The sequence below is a fragment of the Pantoea sp. SGAir0183 genome (genome assembly GCF_043545505.1).
Genome location: NZ_CP028053.1, coordinates 2683581 through 2707775, shown reverse-complemented (window position 1 = coordinate 2707775; position 24195 = coordinate 2683581). Strand labels below are relative to the sequence as shown.

22 protein-coding genes and 1 pseudogene are annotated in these 24195 nt (G+C 55.4%); 14 read left to right on the top strand and 9 right to left on the bottom strand.

Features of this window, described 5'->3' with window-relative positions; translation table 11 throughout:
• The first annotated feature begins 187 nt into the window (after positions 1 to 187).
• The 3 genes from C1N59_RS12545 to C1N59_RS12535 all read left to right on the top strand — a co-directional run bounded on the left by C1N59_RS12545 (position 188) and on the right by C1N59_RS12535 (position 3745).
• Positions 188 to 1708: an acetaldehyde dehydrogenase ExaC gene (locus C1N59_RS12545; protein ID WP_394549651.1), complete on the top strand. Its 1521-nt coding sequence runs from the start codon at positions 188 to 190 to the stop codon at positions 1706 to 1708.
• Positions 1709 to 1882: 174 nt separating this feature from the next.
• Positions 1883 to 2071 carry a hypothetical protein gene (locus C1N59_RS12540; protein WP_006119695.1) on the top strand — a complete coding sequence of 63 codons (189 nt, stop codon included), beginning with the start codon at positions 1883 to 1885 and terminating at the stop codon, positions 2069 to 2071.
• A 465-nt stretch (positions 2072 to 2536) separates the two neighbouring features.
• A complete protein-coding gene (locus C1N59_RS12535) occupies positions 2537 to 3745 on the top strand; it encodes a cupin domain-containing protein (RefSeq protein ID WP_033737503.1) in 1209 nt (402 codons plus the stop codon).
• Between the two features lie 42 nt (positions 3746 to 3787).
• Here the strand turns inward: C1N59_RS12535 and C1N59_RS12530 are convergent, their stop codons facing one another.
• From C1N59_RS12530 to licT, 5 genes are all read right to left on the bottom strand, one after another.
• A complete protein-coding gene (locus tag C1N59_RS12530) occupies positions 3788 to 4480 on the bottom strand; it encodes a DUF4440 domain-containing protein (protein WP_394549650.1) in 693 nt (230 codons plus the stop codon).
• A 51-nt stretch (positions 4481 to 4531) separates the two neighbouring features.
• Complete coding sequence (locus C1N59_RS12525; RefSeq protein WP_394549649.1) at positions 4532 to 5482, bottom strand: alpha/beta hydrolase; 951 nt, start codon at positions 5480 to 5482, stop codon at positions 4532 to 4534.
• Positions 5483 to 5609: 127 nt separating this feature from the next.
• Positions 5610 to 7082, bottom strand: a complete 1473-nt coding sequence (locus C1N59_RS12520) for a glycoside hydrolase family 1 protein (RefSeq protein WP_394549648.1) — start codon at positions 7080 to 7082, stop codon at positions 5610 to 5612.
• 10 nt (positions 7083 to 7092) lie between these two features.
• The gene (locus C1N59_RS12515; protein ID WP_394549646.1) at positions 7093 to 8940 is read right to left on the bottom strand and encodes a beta-glucoside-specific PTS transporter subunit IIABC; all 1848 of its coding nucleotides are present in this window, start codon (positions 8938 to 8940) and stop codon (positions 7093 to 7095) included.
• 123 nt (positions 8941 to 9063) lie between these two features.
• Entirely contained in the window at positions 9064 to 9918 is an 855-nt protein-coding gene (gene licT, locus C1N59_RS12510; protein ID WP_033737497.1) for a BglG family transcription antiterminator LicT, read from the bottom strand.
• A gap of 506 nt (positions 9919 to 10424) precedes the next feature.
• Between licT and C1N59_RS12505 the strand changes: the two genes are divergently transcribed.
• Positions 10425 to 10712, top strand: a complete 288-nt coding sequence (locus C1N59_RS12505) for a chorismate mutase (RefSeq protein ID WP_033737493.1) — start codon at positions 10425 to 10427, stop codon at positions 10710 to 10712.
• Positions 10713 to 10823: 111 nt separating this feature from the next.
• Here C1N59_RS12505 and C1N59_RS12500 read toward each other — a convergent pair whose 3' ends face one another.
• Complete coding sequence (locus C1N59_RS12500) at positions 10824 to 11423, bottom strand: RBBP9/YdeN family alpha/beta hydrolase (RefSeq protein ID WP_394549644.1); 600 nt, start codon at positions 11421 to 11423, stop codon at positions 10824 to 10826.
• A gap of 76 nt (positions 11424 to 11499) precedes the next feature.
• Here C1N59_RS12500 and C1N59_RS12495 point away from each other — a divergent pair, with 76 nt between their 5' ends.
• Entirely contained in the window at positions 11500 to 11943 is a 444-nt protein-coding gene (locus C1N59_RS12495; protein WP_033737491.1) for an Lrp/AsnC family transcriptional regulator, read from the top strand.
• Between the two features lie 109 nt (positions 11944 to 12052).
• On the opposite strand, the gene C1N59_RS12490 is transcribed toward C1N59_RS12495, so the two are convergent.
• The 3 genes from C1N59_RS12490 to C1N59_RS12480 form a co-directional block, all read right to left on the bottom strand.
• Entirely contained in the window at positions 12053 to 12262 is a 210-nt protein-coding gene (locus C1N59_RS12490; RefSeq protein ID WP_394549643.1) for a DUF6434 domain-containing protein, read from the bottom strand.
• A 146-nt stretch (positions 12263 to 12408) separates the two neighbouring features.
• On the bottom strand, positions 12409 to 12651 hold the full coding sequence (locus C1N59_RS12485) for a hypothetical protein (RefSeq protein WP_394549641.1): 243 nt from the start codon (positions 12649 to 12651) through the stop codon (positions 12409 to 12411).
• A 219-nt stretch (positions 12652 to 12870) separates the two neighbouring features.
• Complete coding sequence (locus C1N59_RS12480; protein ID WP_033737487.1) at positions 12871 to 13791, bottom strand: LysR substrate-binding domain-containing protein; 921 nt, start codon at positions 13789 to 13791, stop codon at positions 12871 to 12873.
• Between the two features lie 119 nt (positions 13792 to 13910).
• Between C1N59_RS12480 and C1N59_RS12475 the strand changes: the two genes are divergently transcribed.
• The 9 genes and pseudogenes from C1N59_RS12475 (at position 13911) to C1N59_RS12435 (ending at position 23869) form a co-directional block, all read left to right on the top strand.
• A complete protein-coding gene (locus C1N59_RS12475) occupies positions 13911 to 14300 on the top strand; it encodes a tautomerase family protein (protein ID WP_058701352.1) in 390 nt (129 codons plus the stop codon).
• A gap of 391 nt (positions 14301 to 14691) precedes the next feature.
• Positions 14692 to 15698: pseudogene (gene dgcN / locus C1N59_RS12470) on the top strand (N-acetyltransferase DgcN).
• Between the two features lies 1 nt (position 15699).
• Positions 15700 to 16665 carry an N-acetyl-D-Glu racemase DgcA gene (dgcA, locus tag C1N59_RS12465; RefSeq protein WP_023328925.1) on the top strand — a complete coding sequence of 322 codons (966 nt, stop codon included), beginning with the start codon at positions 15700 to 15702 and terminating at the stop codon, positions 16663 to 16665.
• A 15-nt stretch (positions 16666 to 16680) separates the two neighbouring features.
• Positions 16681 to 18546, top strand: a complete 1866-nt coding sequence (locus tag C1N59_RS12460) for an ABC transporter ATP-binding protein (RefSeq protein WP_394549640.1) — start codon at positions 16681 to 16683, stop codon at positions 18544 to 18546.
• Between the two features lie 22 nt (positions 18547 to 18568).
• Complete coding sequence (locus tag C1N59_RS12455; RefSeq protein ID WP_015065582.1) at positions 18569 to 20110, top strand: glutathione ABC transporter substrate-binding protein; 1542 nt, start codon at positions 18569 to 18571, stop codon at positions 20108 to 20110.
• A gap of 81 nt (positions 20111 to 20191) precedes the next feature.
• Positions 20192 to 21124 carry an ABC transporter permease subunit gene (locus C1N59_RS12450; protein WP_172912366.1) on the top strand — a complete coding sequence of 311 codons (933 nt, stop codon included), beginning with the start codon at positions 20192 to 20194 and terminating at the stop codon, positions 21122 to 21124.
• A complete protein-coding gene (locus C1N59_RS12445) occupies positions 21121 to 22005 on the top strand; it encodes an ABC transporter permease subunit (protein ID WP_033737479.1) in 885 nt (294 codons plus the stop codon). Before C1N59_RS12450 ends, C1N59_RS12445 begins: the two co-directional genes overlap by 4 nt.
• Before the next feature lie 2 nt (positions 22006 to 22007).
• Complete coding sequence (locus tag C1N59_RS12440; RefSeq protein WP_394550850.1) at positions 22008 to 23051, top strand: DmpA family aminopeptidase; 1044 nt, start codon at positions 22008 to 22010, stop codon at positions 23049 to 23051.
• Positions 23048 to 23869: a M55 family metallopeptidase gene (locus tag C1N59_RS12435; RefSeq protein WP_015065586.1), complete on the top strand. Its 822-nt coding sequence runs from the start codon at positions 23048 to 23050 to the stop codon at positions 23867 to 23869. Before C1N59_RS12440 ends, C1N59_RS12435 begins: the two co-directional genes overlap by 4 nt.
• Positions 23870 to 24195 lie beyond the last annotated feature (326 nt).

Genomic DNA, 24195 nt, shown 5'->3' with positions numbered 1-24195 from the left:
CGCCGAAAGTTTCCAGTTAACAGGCGAAGCGGTAAAAAGTCGGAATTATCTGTAGTGGCTCTGGCGGGTATTTCCTTCGCCGCGGTCACAGTTTAGGGACAACAAACCTGTCAGGCTGGCGCTGATCGAATATGTTAACAACAAGTTTCATAGTTGTTTCACATCACACAGCGTAAGGAGATCCAGCATGCGTTATGCCGCTCCAGGAGAACAGGGTTCTCTCATCACTTTGCAGAAGCACTACGGCAATTTCATCAACGGCGAGTTCGTCGTCCCGGTAAACGGTAACTATTTTACCAATACGTCCCCCGTTAACGGCTCAGCCGTGGGCGAGTTTCCCCGATCGGACAAGGCCGATGTCGATAAGGCCGTGGCGGCCGCCGCCGCAGCCGCTGACGCATGGGGCAAAACCTCACCTCAGCAACGTGCGCTGGTACTGTTAAAAATTGCTGACCGCCTGGAAGAAAATCTGGAATACATGGCGGTCAATGAAACCTGGGATAACGGTAAGCCGGTGCGGGAAACGCTGGCTGCGGATATGCCGCTGGCGGTGGATCATTTCCGTTATTTCGCCGGTTGCGTCAGGGCGCAGGAGGGCAGCGCAGCTGAAATCGACGAGTTTACCGCCGCCTATCACTTCCACGAGCCACTGGGCGTGGTGGCGCAGATTATTCCGTGGAACTTCCCGCTGCTGATGGCGGCCTGGAAGCTGGCACCGGCACTGGGTGCGGGCAACTGCGTGGTGCTTAAACCGGCAGAACAAACGCCGCTGTCGATCACGCTGTTTGTTGAACTGATTCAAGATCTGCTGCCGCCCGGTGTGGTGAACGTGGTTCACGGCTACGGAAAAGAAGCCGGTGAGGCGCTGGCCTCGCATCCCGGTATTGCCAAGGTGGCCTTTACCGGATCGACGGCGACGGGCGGACACATTCTGGAGCTGGCGGCGAAAAGCCTGATCCCGTCCACCGTTGAGCTGGGCGGTAAATCACCTAACATCTTCTTCGAAGACATTATGCAGGCCGAAGAGAGCTTCATTGAAAAAGCGGCAGAGGGCGTAGTGCTGGGCTTCCTGAATCAGGGCGAAGTCTGTACCTGCCCGTCGCGCGCGCTGGTGCAGGAATCCATCTATGAGCCCTTTATGGCGGCGGTGCTTAAACGTATCAAAACCATCAGACGCGGCGATCCGCTGGATACGGAGACCATGGTCGGTGCTCAGGCGTCACAGCAGCAGTTCGACAAGATACTCTCGTATCTGGAGATTGCCCGTCAGGAAGGGGCCGAAATCCTCACCGGCGGCGGCGTTGAAAAGCTCGATGATGCGCTCGCCAGCGGCTACTACATCCAGCCGACGCTGCTGAAAGGCAACAACAGCATGCGCGTCTTCCAGGAGGAGATCTTTGGGCCGGTTGTCGGCATCACCACCTTCAAAGACGAGGCAGAAGCCATCGCCATCGCCAATGATTCCATCTATGGGCTGGGCGCGGGCGTCTGGACGCGGGATATCAACCGCGCCTATCGGGTGGGCCGTGCGATCAAAGCCGGTCGCGTCTGGACTAACTGTTACCATCTCTATCCTGCCCATGCCGCCTTTGGCGGGTACAAGAAATCGGGCATTGGTCGTGAAACCCACAAGATGATGCTTGATCACTATCAGCAGACTAAAAACCTGCTAGTGAGTTACAGCATTCAGCCACTTGGCTTCTTCTGACCTGGTGCGGCGTGCCCTGTGCACGCCGCATTTTCCTCTGATTGTTGTCATATAAGCGTAATCTGCTTGTGACAGGGTGATTAGCGGCTATTATCGATCCTTCGCAGTGATCATTTCGTGCCTGTGTTGACTGGATTACCTGCTTCACTATGGATAACTGAACAGAGACGATTTATGCAAAATGCTTACGACTATCTGAACCTGATGGATGAGGTGCTCGACGGACCGGAAGAGAGCATCATCATCGTTAACCTGCCTGAACGGCACAGCGCTTACCCGTCTTGTGCGCAACAACCTGATGCGCCTTTCTCCGCACGCGCACCCCAACAGGCCGCCAGACCGCGTCGGGACGGCATGTTCTGACAGGACGTTCATGTCGGGTCACGCAGGTTATGTCGGCCAGACGCCGCACTGTTCCGACTTATTTGCGCCCTGTTCAGGCGGTCAGGACACCACCGTCATGCTGGCCGGATAACCTGATCGCCCGTTATGCAGTCAATTCACCTTATGCCTGCTCAGTCACCCGCCTGCGCCGGTGCACTCACTGGCCTGCACCTGTAACAAAGTGTGACCAAAAACGATACGAAGGCCGGACGCGAAAATTATCTTTTCGTGCCAGTTCTGGGGCAGTATCAATAAGAAAAATTAACCATTCCTAAACCAGCGGCAAAGAGTTCGCACGCGTTGATAACTTCTGCGCCATACCTGTCTTGTGGTTGTCATCAAAATTTACATATCACATAAATAAAATTTAACTTTCCCCGCTATACATTCCTTAGGACAGTGCATGTCGGCGACTTTATCAGCAAGGAACGAGGTAGTGTATTTATGAGTAAATTAACCCGAAGAAGTTTTATGGCTTTTGCGGCGGGCGGCACCGTCGCGCTGGCGGCCGGACAGGTGCACGCGCATGACAGCATCCAGTCTTTTTCCGGCGGGGGCCGCGATCCCGGCCCGCACGATCCGATCCGCGAAGCCGAAAACCCGGATATTGTGAATCCACCGGCGACGGACAGCGGCACGTTACCGAATCTGCGCTTTTCCTTCAGTGACGCGCACGTACGTAAAAGCAGCGGTGGATGGACCCGCCAGGTCACTCAACGTGAGCTCGGCGTCTCCACCACGATTGCGGGCGTGGATATGCGCCTCAATGCAGGGGGCATTCGTGAGCTGCACTGGCATAAAGAGGGCGAATGGGCGTACATGACCTACGGCAACGCCCGCGTCACGGCGTTTGATACCGACGGCACCTGGTTCGTGGACGATATTGGCGTGGGTGATTTGTGGTATTTCCCGCCGGGCATTCCGCACTCTATTCAGGGCCTGGGGCCGGACGGCTGTGAGTTCCTGCTGGCCTTTGATAACGGTGGATTCGATGAAGACAGCACCTTCCTGCTGTCTGACTGGTTTAAACATATTCCGCCCGAGATCCTGGCGAAAAACTTTAAGGTCCCTGTCTCAACCTTTGCGAAATTACCGTCACCGCAGGACGAATATATCTTTGCCGCACCGGTGCCCGGCAGCCTGTCATCGGTGCAGGTGCAAGGGGCAACCAAAGCCAAACGCACCTTTACTCACCGTATGCTGGCGCAGGACCCGATCAAAGCGCCAGGCGGCACGGTCCGCATCACCGACTCTTCCACCTTTAAGGTCTCCAAAACCATTGCGGCGGCACTGGTCGAGATCGAACCCGGTGGCTTGCGTGAGCTGCACTGGCATCCAAACAACGATGAGTGGCAATACTATCTGGAAGGCGAAGGACGCATGGGCGTGTTTGGTTCATCCGGCCAGGCCAGAACCTTTGATTACCGGGCCGGAGATGTCGGCTATGTGCCGTTCGCCATGGGGCACTATGTGGAAAACACCGGCAAGGGGCCGCTGCGTTTCCTGGAGCTGTTCAAAAGCGATTATTACGCTGACATTTCACTGAATCAATGGCTGGCCGGTACGCCGCGCGACCTGGTGAAACAACACCTGCAACTGGACGATGCGTTTATGGATGCGCTGTCGTTGCAGAAAAACCCGGTAGTGAAATAGCCAGGCGGGCGCATCCGTCTTCAGGATGCGCCGGTATCCGCACTAAAAATCCGGTTCTGCTGCGGGGCTGGCCTGATGAAAAATCATCTGCCAGCCTTGCGTTGCGTGGTACACCCAATGGGACGACCGCCATGCGGCATGGCGGCCATCGGGTCTTGCGGTACGGTAAAGCAACAGGGCGTGATGTGTTCCTGTCTGTATCAGCTGAAAATCGCGGCTGACGATTGCCGGCGCATGCGCTTCAGCTTGTAAGGCCGCAATCGTCTGCGCGCGATTCACCCGCACGCCCGAGCGGGTAATTTCCTGAAATTCAGGATGCAGTCGCTGCGCCAGCCAGGCTGCATCGTAACGTTTTTCCTGATGCAGACTGCATTCCAGCGCCGTCAATGCGGCCAGCAGTGTCTGATAGCGTCCTGTCTCCGTCTCACAGGGGGCGGAGTGATGTATCACTGCCACCTGAGAATCGAGCTGAATCGCGGGATAGTGCTCCTGCATGCCTGCCAGCAGTTCCGCATCGGGCCATTCCTCATCTTTGCCCAGATGCTGCGCGACGGATGACAGCGGCATCATGACAACCCGTTCAACAGTCACAATGACGCTGTCAGCAGGATCTTCGTGGTTGATATAACGCAGCGGACCGGGCGTAATGGCCTGTTCCTGCCAGCATATCGTATGGCGTTTGTTGCCCGCCCGCACCGCTGTCATCAGGCGAGGCACAATGTGCAGCATTTGCATCACTTCACTCCGTGAGCCCTGGATGGACGTTTACCCTGGCCTGGCTGAGTATCAGGGCGCAAAGCGCGACAGCCAGATTTGGCGGAGTTCCCGGGCCTGCAACGATACTGCCGCCGTCTCACTGCCGTGGAAACCATGAAATGCGCCCGGCCAGACGTGCAACTCCACGGCAACCCCGGCGCGGATTAACCGCTGTGCATAGTCGAGGTTCTCATCCAGAAACAGATCCAGCGTACCCACGCCAATCCAGGCCGGGGGAAGCCCGCGCAGGTCTGTGGCGCGAGCGGGGGCCGCATAAGGCGAAACGGCTTCGCCACCGGGCGCTTCGCCCAGCAGCGCCGACCAGCCGATGCGGTTGTATTCCCGCGTCCAGACAAACTCGCCGGTCACGGGATTGGGGTGGGTTTCGGTGACCGTGCGGTCATCCAGCATCGGGAACATCAGATTCTGAAAGGCCAGCGTGGGGCCATTCCGATCGCGGGTGAACAGCGCCAGTGAGGCCGCCAGCCCGGCACCGGCGCTGTCGCCCATAACACCGATACGTGCCGGATCAATGCCCAGCATCGCGGCTTCATTCACCATCCAGTTCAGCACCTGATAGCTGTCTTCCAGCGATCCCGGAAATACGGTTTCCGGTGACAGCCGATAGTCCACCGAGACCACCACACAGTTATGTCGCCGTGCCGTCGCGCTGGTCAGCGACAGAGACTGCTCCGGGCTGCCAAACAGATGACCGCCGCCATGAAGATGTAATATGCCCATGCGTTTACCGGCGGCCGCAACGGGCGTGATCACACAGACTCTGACCGACGGATGGCCGGGAAACGCGATCAGGTGTTCATCAATGTTCAGCCCCTGGTCGCGGTACGACTGGACCTGCTTAAGCGCAGCATCCTGGCGCTGCTGGCGTAGCGCAATGATTGCGTCAGGCGTGAGTTCCAGCGGCGCGCTGTTAGCGAGCAGGGGACGTAGCTCGGGATCGACGAGATGCAGCGTGTTCAACTTAACCCTCTCTTCAGGTTGATGTGACAGCAACGTGTTTCTGCCAGATATGCATGGTAGCGGCTGAGATCAAAATGACCTGCTGACAGCGACTGCCAGCAGGTCACAGCAATGGCGTTCAACCGGCTTAATGACCTGTGTCTTCGCCATTAGAGGCTATCAGTTTTTTATACCAGTGATAGCTCTTTTTTAAGGTACGTTTCTGCGTGCCATTGCCCATATCGTCCTGATCCACGTAGATAAACCCATAACGTTTAGACATCTGCGCCGTACCTGCGCTCACCACGTCAATCGGTCCCCACCAGGTGTAGCCAAACAGGGGAACGCCATCTGCAATGGCCTCTTTCATTTGCGCGACGTGCTGGCGCAGGTAGTCAATGCGGTAATCGTCATCAATACTGCCATCGGCCTTGACGGTATCCACTGCGCCCAGGCCGTTTTCGGCAATAAAGAGCGGCTTTTGATAGCGATCATACAGCTGATTCAGTGCCAGTCGCAGGCCTTTGGGATCGATTTGCCAACCCCATTCACTGGTTTCCAGGTGCGGATTTCTGATGCCGCCTGTGATCAGGTTGCCCTGCGCGCCGGTGAGTTTTTCAGGATGGGCGCTGACCGTGCTGGACATGTAATAACTAAAGGAAACAAAGTCCACCGGATGTTGCCGCAGGATTTCATCGTCGCCTACGGCTTTAATCAGCTGTACGCCTTTTTCCGCCAGCATTCTTTCTGCATAAGCCGGATAGTAGCCGCGTGCCTGCACATCGCTAAAAAACAACGACACGCGCTGCATCTCTTCGCACGCCTGCACATCATCCGGATGGCAGGTGTGCGGATACAGGATTTGATAGCTGATCATACAGCCCACCTGCGCACTCGGAATAATGGCGTGGCAAGCCTTTGTCGCCAGCGCGCTGGCGACAAACTGATGATGGGCACCCTGGTATTTATCCTGTTCAATATGCGGGTGACCTTCTTCAATTACGCCAATGCTCACGTAAGGGTGATGCTTAACACAGTTGATCTCGTTGAACGTCATCCAGTATTTCACTTTTTTGCGATAGCGCATGAAAACTGTGGTGGCAAAACGCACATAGAAATCTACCAGTTGGCGATTGGGCCAGCCGCCGTAATCCGTCACCAGCGCAAGCGGCATTTCGTAATGTGACAATGACACAATCGGTTCGATCCCGTGAGCGAGCAGAGCATCCAGCACTGCATCATAAAACTGCAGGCCCGCCTCGTTGGGTTCTGCTTCATCGCCGCGTGGAAAGATGCGCGTCCAGGCAATCGACATCCTGAAGCACCTGAATCCCATCCCGGCGAACAGCGCGATATCCTCTTTAAAGTGGGTGTAAAACCCGTTGCCTTTACGTTTGGGATAATATTTTTTGCTCTCCGGATTCTGTGCTTCCGCTACCTGCGCATGGGTCATGCTTAACCACTGATCCAGCCACTGGTCTTGTGGTGTGGATGCGTCAAAGGTGTACACATCCGATACGGACAGTCCTTTACCGCCGACATGCCAGGCGCCCTCAAGCTGATTCGCGGCCGTGGCACCGCCCCACAGAAAACCTTCGGGAAAAGAGGGTGAATACGTCATGCTTTGCTCCTTAAACCGCCGCAGCGGTGAGTGTCAGAAAAGCGTCACGGCAGGCGATATGTCCCCCGGCTTTTACCGGGCGAACCTCGCCATAGCGTTCGCAGTTGGTCACGATTACAATCACGCTCGGATCGATGCCTTCGGCCTCAAGCGCGTTCAGATCGAATGTGATCAGCAGATCGCCGGTGCGGATAAACTGGCCCGGCTGAATATGGCTGGTGAAATGGCGGCCGCCGAGTTTCACGGTATCGATGCCAATGTGGATCAGGATTTCCGCGCCAGTGTCACTTTTCAGCCCCAGCGCGTGGTGGGTTTCAAAGAGCGACTCGACGCGGCCATCAATGGGGGAGCGCAACTTGCCGCCGGTCGGATAAATCGCCAGCCCTTTGCCAAAAATTTCATCGGCAAAAACCGGATCGGCTAAGGCGCTTAACGGAGTGATCTCACCGCTGACCGGCGCAAAAAGCCTTACGTGGTCCTGCGTATGATGACAGTGTGAGGAGGCTGTATTGTCCACGTTCTTCCGGGTCGCTTCCTCAAAACCCAGTATGACGGTCAGCAGGGCCGCACTGGAAAAGGCAATGACCAGACTCAGCAGTGCTGATAAGAAGGTGGGACCAACCAGGGCGGGAATGCCGGGCAGGCCGCTGAGTGCAAACGCATAGGTTTTTACGCCCATCGCCATCGCAAACGCGCCACCACAGGCACCGCCAAGCAGAGCGGCGGCAAAGGGACGTTTGTAGCGAATGTTGATGCCGTACATCGCAGGCTCGGTGATGCCCATGGCAGCACTGAAGCTGGTGGTAAGCGCCAGCGATTTAAGCTTTTTATCCCGGGCCCGCAGAAAGACGCCAAACGCCGCACCGGCCTGACCAAGGTTGGCCACATAGAAAAGAATTTTAAACGGGTCGAATCCCATATGGCTGATGTTATGGATCATGACCGGCACCAGCACATAGTGCATGCCGGTAATAATAATCAGCGACAACGTCCCGCCGACCACCACGCCCGCGATAATGCCCATGTTTTCGACCAGCCAGATAATGCCCCCGGTCAGCGCGTTACCGGCAAAAATCCCTAATGGCCCGATAGCGATCAGCGTCACCGGCGTGACGATAAGCAGGCTTAAAAGCGGAACAAACATGGTTTTGAGGGCGGCAGGGATAACGCGGTCAATCAGGCGCTCCACGTAACTCAACAGCCAGATTGATAGCAGGACCGGAATGACTGTCGAAGCATAGTTCACCGTGGGAACGGGTAAACCCAGAAAACGTATCGGCTCACCTGCGGTAAAGAGGGTTTGCAGGGCAGGGTGAAAGAGTGATGCCGCCAGCGCAACAGCGACATAAGGATTGGCACCAAAGCGTTTTGCCGCACTGAACGCCAGCGCCAGCGGCAAAAAATAGAACACGCCATCACTGATCGCCAGCAGGATCTGGTAGCTCTGGTTTTGTGTCTCCAGCCAGTGAAACGCCACCATTAGCGCCAGAATGCCCTTGAGAATCCCTGCACCCGCTATGGCCGGAATAATCGGTGAGAAGATGCCGGACAGCCCTTCAAGCACTGCGGAAACAGGGTTACAGCGCGAAGCAGGGCGGACAGAAGCTTCCTGAAGCGGAAGCTGACTGAGCAGCGCATCGCACAGTGGTTTGACATCATTACCGATGATGAGTTGAAACTGGTCGCCAGAAATATTAACCCCGATCACGCCATCCAGTGCTTCAAGCGCGTGACGGTCGGCTTTACTGTTATCTCTTAGTAAAAAACGCAGGCGGGTAATGCAGTGAAATAAAGACTGTACGTTATCTTTTCCGCCTATCAGGGGAATAATTTGCTGTGCGGTGTCCTGATAATTCATAAATCCCTCCAGACTGAAGTCGATATGACGTCATCCACAATGACCGGCATAAACCGGGTGGCATATTTTCTGGGGTTTGCCTGATTAAACAGTCACAAGCCGGTAAAGCAATTCAGTAATGCATTATGGGGTGTCAACATCATGCGCACTGCGCTGCACGATGTTTTCAATGTGTACCGTTAGATAGAGTTTTTCTGAGTGACTCATACTGTGGTGATAATGTTTTTTTACGAAGGTGCTGATGGCTTCTACGCACTCAAACGTTCGGGCATATCGCTGTTGTGCCAGCGTGAATAATTCCTCGTCGTCGTTATTTAATACTTCGCCATCAATGACCCGCTGCGCAAAGAATTTTAAATGGGTAATGAAGCGCTGGTAATTCAGACTGTGTTCATCGCGGGTCAGCGTAAAAAAGTATTTTACGATTTGTTGTAACTGACAGAGGAGTTGGGTGATTTTAGTGGTTTTGCCTAAGTTATCATTGAGCCCGGCATTCACGATATGCAGCGCAATACTGCAGGCTTCGCTGTCTGGTAGCACGGTGCCGGTGCGGGCCACCACCATGCCCAGTGCCTGGCGGCCAATCGCATATTCTGCGGTGTAAAAATGACGGACTTCCCATTCCAGTGGGTTGGCGAGCAGCGCGTTATTTTTATGCCGCTCCAGCGCAAAGTAGAGGTGATCGGCCAGCGTGACATACAGCCCTTCGCTTAGTTTATGCTTCAGCGTTTCATGCGCCAGGCTGACGATATCGGCGGTCAACTGGAGAATATCGATGGGAACTTCACTGACCAGATCTTTAAAGCGTGCAGAGATGCCTGAATCTTGCAGCCGAAATATCTTTTCTGCTTCGTGCAGATGAATACGGGCCCCGTTGCGTGTATTAAATCCCAGCCCCCGACCGGTTAAAATCACTTCAAGGCCGTTATCATCTACGGCACTGACCACATTATTATTCAGTATTTGTCTTACCAGCATCGCTCATTCCTGAAACACAATCGGGCAAAACATAAATACAGCGTTGAAGGGATTATCCCTCAGCCTGCATTCAGGTTTTGCCCGATAATCGGTAACAAGCGTGATGCCGGTTAATCCTGGCACCTGGAAAATTGATATTCAATATGAAATTGTGCAGTGAGTCATCTGGCGCGCTGATTTGTGATCCGCTTTACGAAAAGTAATAGATAAAGCCGTTACGTGATCGGGGGGAATGGGCGATGCCGGGGAGTTAGTGCGCTGGCAGGTGAGGGGCAGAGGTGTTGGGTAGCAGGCAGCTCGGGAATGAGAAGATACGTGATGGCTGTTAAAAAATGAACGTCGGCTATGAGCGAGAAGCGGACGTTCGCGGTTATAAGATCGTGGAGGAGGAATTTGCGAATGAGGCCGTATATTCATTTTCAGGGAACAGGTCAAAATTGAAGACTGTTTTTAATCGAAAATTTGTGTAACCTGACGTACTCATGTACTAGCTATATGGGGTTGAAATGGATTTTTCATCAATTGATGATGTCAGAAATCGTATCGATCAAATTGACAGTGAACTGGTTAAAATGATCGCGCAACGTGGCCGATGTGTTAAAGCTGCAGCAGCTTTTAAAAGTGACCACTCAGCTGTGCGTGCTCCAGACCGCGTCCAGCAGGTAATCGACAAAGTCAGTAAACAGGCAACTGAAGCAGGACTTCCCGAAGTGATTATCGAAAAGGTCTACCGGGCGATGATCGGTGCGTTTATTGATTATGAACTCGAGCAACACGACCAACTGCGGCAGTAAAAATCCTGACATCGTGCGCCAACATGCCATTCAGCTTCTGGCTTTTACTGTAGCGGGTATCGAGGCGGTGAACGCCAGCAGCGATATCTCTTTTGGGCGGCATACTCACGATCAGTTCGGCATTGTGGACTTGGCAATAAGCGCTTTTAACCATGCTCTCCCTTGAGGCCAGTCACCGAGTCCGCTGGCTGCGTTGATATGCCCTCGCTCACCGATATTGACCAGACGACTGCCCCAGGCATTGGCACGGCACTGGCTGTAATGGATATCGGCATAAGGGTCATTGGAACTGACAATCATTATGCTCGGAAATGCGAGATGCTTTTCACTTCGGGAAACACTAAACCCCTGAGCCTCTTCTGGAAACGCATCGCGTGTGGGATCTGGCACTGCGACCAGCAAAGCGCCTCTCACAACTGTGCGGCTATGTTGTGCCCAGTTCGCAACCTGCAGGCAGCCAAGGCTATGGGCGACCAAAATGACGTCTGGCCCGATCTTTCTGACGGCAGTTTCTAAATTTTCGACCCACTCTTCGCAAATCGGGTGATCCCAGTCTTGTCCCGAAATGAGGGTCATTGACGCGTCAGTTTTTGCCCATAGCGTTTGCCAGTGTCCGGAGCCCGAGTTGCCAATTCCCGGAAGAAGCAATATTGGAGATGTCATGTCTTGATTCCCAAAGAGGTGTTCACATAATGTAGTCAAATGCCACATCGTTCCTGAATGGCAAATCATCGAAATACAGCCCGATTAGCCGATGATTCATCTCTGTTTTGGGCAAAGGATCAGCATGGAGCTTGACAGTAAAGATCGGCAAATTCTGGAAGCACTCCAAACGAACGCACGTCAGAGTCTGGCGTCTCTGGGCAAATGCATTGGACTTTCGCAGCCAGCGATGAGCGAACGGGTCAAAAAACTCGAAAGTGCAGGCGTCATTGAAGGTTACGGTGCCCGCGTCAGTTTGCGAGAGATTGGACTGGGATTACAGGCGATCCTGCGAGTGCGCACCACCCACCAATACATCAAACAATATCTGGCGTTATTTAACGCTATTCCTGAAGTGATAGAAGCTGACAGAATCACAGGAGAGGACTGCTTCATCGTACGTTGCGTTTTTTCTCAACCGACTGATCTGGAGGCCATTGTCGATGCCCTTGCAGTTCATGGTTCAGTGACGACATCCTTAGTTCTGTCGAATGCGGTACGTAAACAGGTACCTGTACGCCTGAGGTGACCGACTCGTATTTGATCGATATGGCAGAACATTAGCAAGGTTCGCTCTTTGCACGTAACGGGCAGTATCACGGTACAATTTAAGCTGAGAGTAACCAGTTGGGTAACTTTTAAAGGCAATGTCTGCGTTTCCACTCATCCACCACATCACCTAAATTTTTAGGGATATCGTTTCGAATCCAGGCCATAAAAGCACGATCAAATCTAAAATCTGGCCCACATTCATCAGTCATGAAACGACGAACGTTTTGTGTGTTTTTGTAGTTGTTATTCACGACAGTGTTACGAGTCAATGAAGAACCGTGCCAGTCTGTTTTCATTCGTTTACTCCTGTACAGGATGAACGGTAGCAACGATAAAAATACCAGACTGATTTAAGTCCTTCAGCTTTTGGCGCAGAGCGAACGAGCTGACTAAGATGAAGGTCCGCTTTGAGCGAGGAGCGGACATTGATATGTGGTCTGTGCTATGTGGATTGTTCTTGCTTCACTGGCGGGAGAGATATCCTCGCCTCCGAAATCAGTTTTTCCACTGCTTCCAGAGGGATATTCTCTTCGTAGCAGGTCAAAAAGAATTCGTGCGTAACATCCGAATAGAAAACTTCAGCAATTTGCCGTAAAGGAGATGTCTCGCTGACAGATAATTCCAGAAACATACCATCACGTAATATGTCGCTTCCACGACTCAGTTCAAATTTAATTTGAGACATATTATACGAATTCCTTCTTTTCAACTACGCAAAACATTTTGCGTGAGTGATATCAAAAACAATTTGGTCAGGATACAGCGGAATAATATTCCGAACACGTTAATCTCAACTACAAAGCCATTCTATGAGTAATCCTGAAATCGTCATAACACGCCAACGTCCGCTCCTGGCACAATGCAGCCCATCCGCACATAATCACCATCACCATTCTACTAAACTCTACTCCGCAAACCTCGCCCGCAGCCACCGAATAAACGTGGTCACAGCCTTAGGAACCTGCGCAGTATGCGGACGTACTACCCATAAGCTTTCGGCAAATGCGTCTACCGTTCGCCATGCGGGCAGAACCTGCGTTAGTGTCCCTGCAGCCAGCGCGGCTCGCGCACTAAAATCAGGAAGCAGGGCGATACCGAGTCCCTGTAATGCCGCATCGCGGACGGATTCGCTGTTGTTAGTGGCAAAGTTTCCCTGTCCCTTCACCATTACGGTTTCCTCTCCGCCCGTCACTTTATGGAAATGCCATCGCGGCGGTTCCTGTCCGCGCAGATAGTACAGACAGTTATGCCGCTCAAGGTCGTCGGGCTTTTGCGGGGTGCCGTATTGCGCCAGGTAAGCGGGGGAGGCAACCAGAACCGCATGCGTGTCACACAACTTCAGCGCAATGTGGGTCTCCGGAAGTGTCTGGCTGTGACGGATGGCCAAATCAAAACCTTCACGAGTCAGTGATACCAGACGGTCGTTGACATCCAGCTGAATAGTGACCTGCGGGTACTCCCGGACAAAATCGCCAATAACCGGGACGAGCTGCTGGCGCGCAAAGGCTACCGGCGCACTGACACGCACCAGGCCTCTCACCGGGCCGGTTTCATCACGAATGCGTAAAAAGGATTGCTCAATTTGCGCAAAAGGATCGCGCAAGTTATCCACCAGTTTTTCGCCCGCCGAGGTCAGACGGACGCTGCGGGTAGTGCGCTGCACCAGTGCTGTGCCGGCCATATTCTCCAGCTCTTTGATTTTCTGACTCATGGCTGCCTTGCTGACCTCCAGCCGATCAGCCGCGCGGGTAAAACTTCCCGATTCAGCGAGTACCGTCAGCCAGTACAAATGCACCCACAGTTCATCCGTGCGGAATGCTTTCATCGGGATTGTTCAAAATAGCGAATAATCATTTCAGTCCTGTCTCTTTTTCTTTTCAACAGCAGTCGTCAACATAGCGCGACATCATACACTTACGATTCAGACCAACCGAGGGTTTATTTATGCCATTGCTGACATTCGACATCATTGAGGGACGTTCTGCTACGGAAATCAGAACAATGCTGGACGCTGCACATCGGGCTGTGCTCACCGCGTTTAACGTTCCCGAACGTGACCGTTATCAGATTGTTCACGAAAATAAAAATTATCAGATGGTGTTCCAGGATACCGGGCTGGGGTTTGAACGCAGCGACCGTCTGGTGATGGTCCGGGTGTTTACCAGCCCGAGAAGTGAAGAGCAAAAAACGCGTTTCATGGCGGAACTGGCACGGGAGCTGGCAGAGCACTGTGGGGTGGATGGAAAAGATCTGATGATCAGCTTTATTACCAATGCGCCGGGTGACTGGAGCTTTGCGGATGGTGAAGCACAGTATCTGACCGGAAAGCTGTAATTACCGCGTTTCCTCTCGGTTGTCAGTCACAGCGTTTTGAGAGGAAAGATAACATCCTCACCACGCCCCAAAGCGTGTTATCTGTGGTACCCGATACCACGCCGGGGCATTATGAAAGACAGCGTCGAAGTAAACGGCCTTGCTTCCCGTTGACTGACATTAAACGATATCTCTCCATTAACTCTCCGGCGGATATTAGCCTTTTCCTATGACTCGTCCCGGCACCGGGGCCGATTTCACCCGGATTCGTTGAAATAACGCGGTTGCCATCACTTTTTTATCTGACTATAGCCTGCCGTTATACCCCGCCACCAAACAAGCATTCGTCACCTTTCAACACGCATGAAATAGTGGTTTCAGAACCTTACCTTTGTCTGAAACGAGAACTCTCATGCTAATCCCACAACCCTATTTACTTTTTCTTGGCGATGTTACCGATCCCCTCGCGGCAAAAACGGCGCGCGGTATTCATATCTGGCGACCGGAACAGTGCGTTGGCGAAATTAAACTGCCGGGCTGTACGGTCAGCCTGGGGCTGGATGAACTTGATATCGCCAGCGCCAAAGCGCGCGGCGCGAAAACGCTGGTGCTGGGCACCGCCAACGCAGGGGGTATCTGCCCGAACACTGGCTGGATACGGTGAAAAGTGCCATCAAAGCCGGCATGAACGTGGCCAGTGGATTACATCATCGTCTGGTGGATGAGCCCGAGCTGGTCACGCTGGCAGAGACGTTTGGTGTTGCGCTTTTCGATTTACGTCATATGCGTCCGAAGCTGAGTGTCGGTAGCGGTAAGAAGCGTTCAGGTAAGCGGATACTCACGGTGGGGACCGACTGCTCAGTGGGCAAGATGTACACCTCACTGGCGCTGGAAGCGGCAATGCGTGCGCGCGGAATGAAAGCGGATTTTCGTGCCACGGGACAGACCGGGATTCTGGTTGCAGGGGAAGGCATTGCTGTGGATGCGGTAATCGCGGACTTTATTGCCGGTGCGGCGGAAGCCCTGTCTCCTGCCAACGATGATGATCACTGGGATATCGTGGAAGGGCAGGGATCGTTGTTCCATCCCTCTTACGCGGGCGTCAGTATGGGGCTTATGCACGGTGCGCAACCGCACTGGCTGGTGATGTGCCATGAAATGGGCCGTCCGCATATGCGCCATTTGCCGCATCAACCGATGGTCAGCCTGAAAGACTGCGTGGAAGCCAATCTGCGCGCCGCCCACGTGACCAGTGAGTCCGTTCAACTGGCTGGCTTTGCAATTAACACCTCAAACTACACGGAAGAAGACGCGCGCGCCTATTGTGCTGAAATCCGTGCCGAATTCGGTTTACCGGCAACCGATCCGGTGCGTTTTGGTATCGATGACATCGCCGCGCTGCTTCAGGAGCGGGGCTGAGATGAGACAGGTGCAGATCAACGTGGTGGAACTGCCGCTGGCGCGACCGTTTGCTATCTCGCGCGGTGTGCGTACCGCCGTGACGGTTATCCGTGTCACGCTTGAGCAAAACGGCTTTATTGGGCAGGGCGAATGTACACCAACGGCGCGCTACGATGAAACGCCAGACAGCGTTCAGGCCCAGCTTGAGGCGGTACGTGCTGACGTGGAAGCAGGCCTGAGCCGCGATGATCTGCAACACCGTTTGCCCGCCGGTTCCGCGCGCAATGTGCTGGACTGCGCACTGTGGCGACTTGACGCCGCACGGGCCAGTCAAACGCTCTGGCAACAAAGTGCATGCCCGCCGCCACGCTCGGTCGTCACGGCGGAAACCCTCAGCCTCGATACGCTGGAAAACATGGCGCTGGCGGCGGCGGATGCCGTCTCGCGGGGTGCCATCCTGCTCAAAATCAAGCTTGACCGCGATGCGGTTCTGGAAAAAGTGGCGGCGATTCGTGCGGCGGCCCCGCGTGCGACGCTCATTATCGATGCCAATGAAGCCTGGTCGGGAATGGATCTGGAAAGCCTGCTGGTGGCGCTTCAGGCCTTTAACATCGCGATGGTCGAGCAACCGCTTCCCGCAGGTCAGGATCATGACCTGCAACGCTTCCGTCATCCTGTTCCCGTCTGTGCGGACGAGAGTTGCCACACGCGAGAGGATATTGCCAGCCTGCGTCATCGCTACGAGATGATCAACATCAAGCTGGATAAGTGCGGAGGTCTGACGGAAGCGCTGGCGATGGTCGATGAAGCGCACAAGCAGAACATGCGCATCATGGTCGGCTGCATGCTGGGTTCATCCCTGGCGATGGAAGCGGCATTGCCCGTGGCGGTGCACGCAGAGCACGTCGATTTAGATGGCCCGATCTGGCTGGCGGCTGACAGCTCTCCTTTTTTGAATTACTCCGATGGCCGTATCTGGCTGTAACGCGACGAGGCATTGATGACGGACACACGACTCACTTCTTCTGCCACACGTGCTGACGGTGCATCACCGGTGCTTGCTGTTCAGGACCTTAGCGTCTCATTTCGTGGACGCAGTGCTGAGAATCAGGCGCTGAAAGGCATCAGTTTCGCCATTTATCCAGGCGAAATTGTCGCCGTGGTGGGCGAGAGCGGCTCAGGTAAATCAGTCACGTCGCTGGCCGTGATGGGCTTGCTGGCGAGCAGCGGTCGTATCGATCGCGGCAGCATGCAGTTTCGCGATCGCCGCGGAGAAGTTCATGCGTTAGAAACGCTGGATGACAGTCAGCGCCGCACGTTGCGTGGCCGTGAAATGGCGATGATCTTTCAGGAGCCGATGACCTCACTGAATCCGGTGCTGCGTATCGATGATCAACTCACCGAAGCGTTACGCGACCATCATCAGTGCGACAAGAAACAGGCTCATGCGCGCGTACGTGAACTGCTGCGACAGGTACGTATTGCCGATGTCGATCGCGTCATGAAAAGCTATCCGCACGCGCTGTCCGGCGGGATGCGCCAGCGCGTAATGATTGCTCAGGCGCTGGCCTGTGATCCGCAACTCCTGATTGCCGACGAACCCACGACGGCGCTGGACGTCACCGTACAGGCGCGCATTTTACATATCCTGCGTGAGCTGCAACGCGAGAAGAACATGGCGGTGTTATTTATCACCCATGATATGGGCGTTGTGGCGGAAATTGCGGATCGTGTTGTGGTCATGCTGCGTGGCGAAGTGGTCGAGCAGGGCACCGTGTCAGAGATTTTTGCCGCCCCGCAGCATGCGTATACCAAAGCGTTGCTGGCAGCCGTGCCAAAACTGGGCGATATGCGCGAATACGCGTGGCCGCAACGCTTTCCTCTGTTGGGTGCACAACAGGCGGCGCAACACGAACAGCTGACGGCGCGCTACGACAGCGAACCGCTACTCGATGTACGTGGGTTAAAAGTGTATTACCCCATCCGCAGCGGCATCTTCTCGACCCATACGCATCATGTGCATGCGGTTGAGCAGATTGATTTCAGTCTGTGGCCGGGTGAAACCCTGGCCATCGTGGGTGAAAGCGGCTGCGGTAAATCGACCACCGGGCGTGCGCTGATGCGCCTGATCGCCAGTGAGGCGGAAAGCATCCACTTTGAAGGAAAGGAAATCTCTCATCTGAAAGAGACGGCATTCCAGCCGCTGCGCCGTGAAATTCAGATGGTGTTTCAGGATCCCTATGCGTCACTGAATCCACGTCTGACGGTGGGGTTTACCATTGCCGAGCCGTTGCTGTTGCATGGCATGGTGGACTCACTGGAACAGGCTTCTCCACACATTGATGCGCTGCTGACAAGCGTTGGGCTGTTGCCGGAGCACGCGCGTCGTTATCCGCACGAATTTTCGGGCGGTCAGCGCCAGCGTATTGCCATTGCCCGCGCGATGGCCCTGAAACCGAAAGTGATTATTGCTGATGAAGCCGTATCGGCCCTTGACGTTTCAATTCAGGCGCAGGTGGTGAATCTGATGATGGATCTCCAGCAGCAAACGGGCGTAGCCTGGATATTCATCTCTCATGATATGGCGGTCGTCGAGCGCATTGCCAACCGCGTGGCGGTGATGTACCTCGGCCAGATTGTCGAGCTCGGACCGCGCCAGTCGGTCTTTAATCAACCGCAACATCCTTATACCCAACGTCTGCTGGCCTCCGTGCCGGTGGCGGATCCCGAGAACCGTCAGCCTCGCCGTTTTGATGACAGCGAAATTCCTTCGCCGTTGCGAAAGGTGGGCGAAACGGTCACGAAACCCCGTTATCGGCAGGTTGCACCGCAACACTGGGTCGCTGACGGCATTGCATTGCGATAATCCTTAACGACCAGGAGATTTTATGAAAACGCTGTTCCGCCGTACTTCACTCGCCCTCGCCTTAACGACGACACTGGTCATGACTGCGCAGGCACAGGATCTGCGCATTTCAATGTATGCCGATATTACGGGGCTCGATCCGCACGATACCTCGGATAATGTCAGCTACTCGGTGCAGAGCGGTATCTTTGAGCGCCTGTTTCAGTTTGATCCCCAGATGAAGCTGGAGCCCTGGCTGGCGACCGGTTACACCTCCAACGACAGTGCGACGGAATTTACGCTGACGCTGCGTAAAGGCGTTACCTTTCAGGATGGTACGCCTTTTGATGCGGAAGCGGTCAAAGCGAACCTTGATCGTCTGGCAGACCAGAAAAAAGGGCTGAAGCGCAACAGCCTGTACAAAATGATCGATAAGGTGACGGTGCTGGCACCCGATCAGGTGAAAATCTCACTCAATCAGTCATTTGGTGCTTTTATTAATACGCTGGCGCACCCTTCGGCGGTGATGTGGAGCCCGTCGGTTCTGAAACAGTATCCGGACGAGGCCCAGTTGCGGCTGCATCCGGTGGGGACCGGGCCATTTAAATTCGTAAACTGGACTCCGGGCAAAGCGGTCACGCTGGCGAAGTATGACGGTTACTGGCGGCAGGGCTGGCCCAAAGTCGATCAGGTGATTTTCTCACCCAGCCCGGAAGATGCGACACGGGTTGCCGCGTTGAAATCGGGTCAGGTGGATGCCATTTGGCCTTTGCCTTCGGATCTGATCGCGGCGGTGAAGCAGGACAGCAACCTCGCGATTCAGCGCGATCCGAGCATCTATCTCTATTACATGGCGATCAATACGCAGCATAAACCTCTGGCCGATGTCCGCGTGCGCCAGGCAATCAACTATGCGATTGACCGTAATCTGTGGTTGAAGGTGGCCTTTGCCGGTTTGGGTAAACCGGCCACCTCCGCGATGCCGGAAGGGGTGCAGTTCTATGAGAAGCAGAGCGATCCCGATTACCACTATGCGCCGGATAAGGCCAAAGCGTTGCTGAAGGCGGCGGGCTACCCGAATGGGCTGGATCTCAAGCTCTGGGTCACCAATGCGACCGCCAGCGTGCGCGCCGCCCAGGTGCTGAAGGCGCAACTGGCCACGGTGGGTATTCGCGCCACGGTGACACCGATGGATTCCGGAACGCGCAACGCGAAGCTGTGGGGCGTTCAGGACCCGAAAAAAGCCGAATTTGACCTCTATTATGGCGGCTGGTCGACGTCTACCGGCGATGCCGACTGGGCTCTGCGTCCGCTGTTCGCCACCGAATCATGGGTACCTACCTCGTACAATGTCTCCTATTTCAGCAATCCTGACGTCGACAAGGCGATTGCTGCCGGGCTGGCGACGGCCGATCCGGCAAAACGTGGTATCGCCTATGCACAAGCGCAAAAGCTGTTGTGGAAAGAGGCCCCCGTGGCGTTCCTTGGCACGCCAGACAATCTGGTAGGCAAACGCAGCACCCTGAGCGGCGTTTCGATGCTGCCTGATGGCAATCTGTTGTTTACTCAGGCGTCGTTTAAATAAGTCGCGGATGTCCCTCACGTGCCTTTGCCGGTTGCGGTGGCACGTGAGGCTCCCCGTCTCACCTTTATTTCAGGGAATGGCATGTTTGCATACATCATTCGCCGATTGCTGGAGATGATCCCGGTTTTGCTGGTGGTCTCGCTGCTGGTTTTCGGTTTCATCAAGCTGCTGCCGGGCGATCCGGCGCGCATTTATGCCGGACCGGATGCACCGATTGAAGCGGTCGAAGCGGCACGTCAGCACCTCGGGCTCAACGACTCGTTGCCGCAGCAATATGTTAACTGGATAGACAACCTGTTACATGGCGATCTTGGCACCACGTACCGCACCCAGCAACCGGTGCTGCAGGTGATTAAGCAGGGCTTCCTGCCCACACTGTGGCTCGCCTTAGCCGGTTTCGCCTGGTCTGTGCTTCTCGGCCTGATGCTTGGCGTACTCGCGGCCCTGAGACGAGGGAAATGGCAAGACTGGACGCTAATGAGCGTGGCGGTGGGCGGTATCTCGATGCCGGCGTTCTGGCTGGGGCTGCTGCTAATCCAGTTCGTTGCGATGCCTTTTGGCCTGTTCTCGGTCAGCGGCTTTAACAAGGCCAGCGATATTGTCCTGCCCGCCATCACGCTGGGATCGTCCGTTGCGGCGGTCATGGCACGCTTTACCCGCTCGGCCTTTCTTGAAGTGGCACAGGAAGATTACGTACGCACCGCGAAAGCGAAAGGGCTGCGTAACCGTCTGGTGACGTGGAAACACGTGATGCGTAATGCGCTCATCCCGGTGATCACCATGCTGGGGTTGCAGTTTGGTTTTCTGCTGGGCGGTTCGATTGTCGTGGAAAGCGTCTTCAACTGGCCAGGGTTAGGCTGGCTGTTAATTGAGTCTATCAAAGCGCAGGATCAGCCGGTCATTCAGGCGCTGGTGATGCTGTTTGTATTTGAATTTATCGTCATTAATCTGCTGGTGGATCTGCTTTACGCGGTCGTCAATCCGGCAATTCGTCTGCGACAGGAGCCGAGATGAGTCATCAATCGCTGACTGATAACCCGCCTCAGGTTATTCGCTCGCCGTGGCGCGATTTCCTGCATGCTTTTGTGCGCAATCCTCTGGCGCTGGTTTCAGGCGGATTTGTCCTGCTGCTGATTCTGGTGGCGATCTTTGCGCCCTGGCTGGCTCCCTGGGATCCGATGGCGCCCGACTGGATGGCGTTATCCTCGCCCCCTTCGGCAGCACACTGGATGGGCACCGATGAACTGGGGCGCGACCTGCTCAGCCGTATTATCTATGGGGCGCGTATTTCGCTGTATGTCGGCGTGCTGTCCGTGACGCTCGGCATGATTGTCGGCGTCGTGCTGGGGTTGCTGGCGGGCTATTACGGTGGCTGGGTCGATATGCTGATCATGCGCGGTGCTGATGTGTTATTCGCGTTTCCCGGCATGCTGCTGGCCATTGCGGTGGTGGCGCTTCTGGGAACGGGCCTGAACAATGTCATCATCGCCGTCGCGGTGTTCAGCGTGCCCGTCTTTGCCCGGATTGTTCGCGCCTCCACGCTGTCATTGAGACAGGCTGCCTATGTGGAAGCCGTGCGCTGTGCCGGTGCACCCGACCGAATCATTATCCTGCGCCATATTCTGCCGGGCACGCTTTCCAGCGTCATTGTTTATTTTACGATGCGCATTGGCACCAGTATTCTCACAGCGGCAGGCTTAAGCTTTATTGGCCTCGGACCGGAGCCGGATGTGCCTGAATGGGGCAATATTCTGGCCATGAGCCGGAGCATGATGATGGCGGGCGCGTGGCACATGAGCGTGTTTCCGGGGCTGGCGATTTTTATCACGGTGCTGGCGTTTAACCTGCTCGGCGACGCGCTGCGTGACACGCTCGACCCGAAACTCAAGGGCTGATGATGGACTTTCAACAACTGCAGTGCGAACTGCTGCTGGATCGCTGGCGTAACGAGCGTCAGTTGGGGCAGCCGCGCAGCGCATGTGGCCCCACTAATCGCATCAGCGATGTGGCTGGTGTGCGCGTCGGCCACGTCACGCTGGCTGAGGGAGAGCGGCAGACTGGCGTCACCGCTATCGTTCCGCCGGGTGATAACCTGTTTCTCACGCCGCTGCCGTGCGGGGCTGAGGTTCTGAATGGCTTTGCGAAACCGGTCGGACTGACACAGGTCGAGGAGCTGGGTGTGTTACACACGCCGATTCTGCTCAGTAACACGCTGGCGGTGGGCACGCTGTTTACCGCGCTGGTACGGGACGCCATCCGTCGTAACCCGGAACTCGGGCGGACGCTACCGACGGTGAACCCGCTGGCCCTGGAGTGCAACGACGGCTGGCTCAATGATATTCAGGCGCTGGCCATCAGTGAGGCGATGGCGCAGGAAGCATTGCATGCAGCCGCAGCGGACTTTTCCCGCGGCAGCGTTGGCGCAGGACGCGGGATGAGCTGTTTTAATCTGAAGGGCGGGATCGGCACGGCCTCGCGTGTTATTCCGTCGCTCAATGCCACGCTGGGAGTGCTGGTGCTGGCGAATTTTGGCGCGCTCAGCGCGCTCACGCTTGACGGTGTGCGACTCGGTGAAGTGATTGCACCGCTGCTGGCAGGAGAGGCACCGCAGCGTGATGCCGGTTCTGTCATCATCGTGATGGCGACGGATGCGCCGCTGGATGCGCGTCAGTTGAAGCGTATCGCGAAGCGTGCCGGTGCCGGCCTCGGGCGGCTGGGCAGCTACTGGGGCCACGGCTCGGGCGATATCGCCGTAGCGTTTTCAACGCAACCGCTGCCACAACCGCCGCAGGACGCCATGCTGGAGCCGCTGCTTTCCGCCGCGGCAGATGCCACCGAACAGGCTGTACTCGATGCCTTGTTGAGCGCAGAGCCTGTTACCGGCTTTCGGGGTCACCATCGTCCCTCACTGACTCAGATTCTGGACAGGTTAACCACATGAAAATTTTTATTTCTGCCGATATTGAAGGTATCGCGGGCGTTATGCGCCCGGAGCAATGCACACCCGGCAACCCGGAATATCAGTTGGCCCGCGGTCTGATGGAACAGGAAGTGAATGCCGCGATAGAGGGGGCGTTCGCGGGAGGCGCAACGGAGGTGGTCGTCGCAGACAGCCATGCGCAAATGACCAATCTGCGGGCGGAAAATCTTGATCCCCGCGCCCGGCTGGTGCAGGGCAAACCGCGCGGCTTATCGATGGTTGAAGGCATAGAACAGCAGACGTTCGACGGATTATTTCTGGTGGGCTATCACAGCGCAGCAGGCGAACCCGGCGTACTGGCGCACACCATTAATGGCCGTGCATTCTGGCGTATCCATATCAATGGCCTGGTGATGGGCGAAACTGATATTTACGCCGCTGCCGCCGCTGAGCAGGGCACGCCACTGTGGCTGGTCACGGGCGACGATCAGCTACAGAGCTGGATAGCCGAATATTACCCAACGGTTGACTACGTTTGTGTCAAACGCGCCATTTCCCATACCTGCGCGGAATCCATTAGTCCCAAAGCGGCACAACGTGCCATAGGCAGTGCTGCACGCGCCGCGCTTGAGCATCAGCGCGATACGCGCACGACCCGGTTGACCGCGCCTTATCATATGCAGCTTCAGGCCAGTAAACCCGTGTTGGCCGATCTGTTCAGCCTGATCCCCGGCGTCACGCGCATCGATGCGGTTACCGTGGGATATCAGGCAGAGCGGATGGAGACGTTGATCAGCTTGCTCAGTGCATTTTCTTACCTGGCGAGTACCCAGTCGTAGCACAGGGACAGCCATGAGGTCAGGGGCGGATAACCTTCGCCCCTGCAGCTTCCTTTTTTCAGAAACATCGCCGCCGGGCGCGATCGTGCGCACTGACCGACAATCCGCCACCAGGCACCGTTGACCCTCATGAGATAACCCGGCCGTCTCCCCGCTGCACCATGGCAGGGCGAACGCCTGGCTTTACCCTTTTCAATGATTCAGCCAGTGAGGGGAAATGGGCCAAGACCGGTGCGATTTGCACCTGTTTCCCCTTGCATAAGCCCGGCGCCGCCTTATTTCAGCGCAAGGCGGTAGCGGGTCGCTTCGCCTCCCTCTGTTTTACG

Excerpts from the sequence above, each read along its gene's own strand:
- C1N59_RS12545 (WP_394549651.1), top strand. The coding sequence starts at position 188 with ATGCGTTATGCCGCTCCAGGAGAACAGGGTTCTCTCATCACTTTGCAG.
- C1N59_RS12540 (WP_006119695.1), top strand. The coding sequence starts at position 1,883 with ATGCAAAATGCTTACGACTATCTGAACCTGATGGATGAGGTGCTCGAC.
- C1N59_RS12535 (WP_033737503.1), top strand. The coding sequence starts at position 2,537 with ATGAGTAAATTAACCCGAAGAAGTTTTATGGCTTTTGCGGCGGGCGGC.
- C1N59_RS12530 (WP_394549650.1), bottom strand. The coding sequence starts at position 4,480 with ATGCAAATGCTGCACATTGTGCCTCGCCTGATGACAGCGGTGCGGGCG.
- C1N59_RS12520 (WP_394549648.1), bottom strand. The coding sequence starts at position 7,082 with ATGACGTATTCACCCTCTTTTCCCGAAGGTTTTCTGTGGGGCGGTGCC.
- C1N59_RS12515 (WP_394549646.1), bottom strand. The coding sequence starts at position 8,940 with ATGAATTATCAGGACACCGCACAGCAAATTATTCCCCTGATAGGCGGA.
- licT (WP_033737497.1), bottom strand. The coding sequence starts at position 9,918 with ATGCTGGTAAGACAAATACTGAATAATAATGTGGTCAGTGCCGTAGAT.
- C1N59_RS12505 (WP_033737493.1), top strand. The coding sequence starts at position 10,425 with ATGGATTTTTCATCAATTGATGATGTCAGAAATCGTATCGATCAAATT.
- C1N59_RS12500 (WP_394549644.1), bottom strand. The coding sequence starts at position 11,423 with ATGTGGCATTTGACTACATTATGTGAACACCTCTTTGGGAATCAAGAC.
- C1N59_RS12495 (WP_033737491.1), top strand. The coding sequence starts at position 11,500 with ATGGAGCTTGACAGTAAAGATCGGCAAATTCTGGAAGCACTCCAAACG.
- C1N59_RS12490 (WP_394549643.1), bottom strand. The coding sequence starts at position 12,262 with ATGAAAACAGACTGGCACGGTTCTTCATTGACTCGTAACACTGTCGTG.
- C1N59_RS12485 (WP_394549641.1), bottom strand. The coding sequence starts at position 12,651 with ATGTCTCAAATTAAATTTGAACTGAGTCGTGGAAGCGACATATTACGT.
- C1N59_RS12480 (WP_033737487.1), bottom strand. The coding sequence starts at position 13,791 with ATGAAAGCATTCCGCACGGATGAACTGTGGGTGCATTTGTACTGGCTG.
- C1N59_RS12475 (WP_058701352.1), top strand. The coding sequence starts at position 13,911 with ATGCCATTGCTGACATTCGACATCATTGAGGGACGTTCTGCTACGGAA.
- dgcA (WP_023328925.1), top strand. The coding sequence starts at position 15,700 with ATGAGACAGGTGCAGATCAACGTGGTGGAACTGCCGCTGGCGCGACCG.
- C1N59_RS12460 (WP_394549640.1), top strand. The coding sequence starts at position 16,681 with ATGACGGACACACGACTCACTTCTTCTGCCACACGTGCTGACGGTGCA.
- C1N59_RS12455 (WP_015065582.1), top strand. The coding sequence starts at position 18,569 with ATGAAAACGCTGTTCCGCCGTACTTCACTCGCCCTCGCCTTAACGACG.
- C1N59_RS12450 (WP_172912366.1), top strand. The coding sequence starts at position 20,192 with ATGTTTGCATACATCATTCGCCGATTGCTGGAGATGATCCCGGTTTTG.
- C1N59_RS12445 (WP_033737479.1), top strand. The coding sequence starts at position 21,121 with ATGAGTCATCAATCGCTGACTGATAACCCGCCTCAGGTTATTCGCTCG.
- C1N59_RS12440 (WP_394550850.1), top strand. The coding sequence starts at position 22,008 with ATGGACTTTCAACAACTGCAGTGCGAACTGCTGCTGGATCGCTGGCGT.
- C1N59_RS12435 (WP_015065586.1), top strand. The coding sequence starts at position 23,048 with ATGAAAATTTTTATTTCTGCCGATATTGAAGGTATCGCGGGCGTTATG.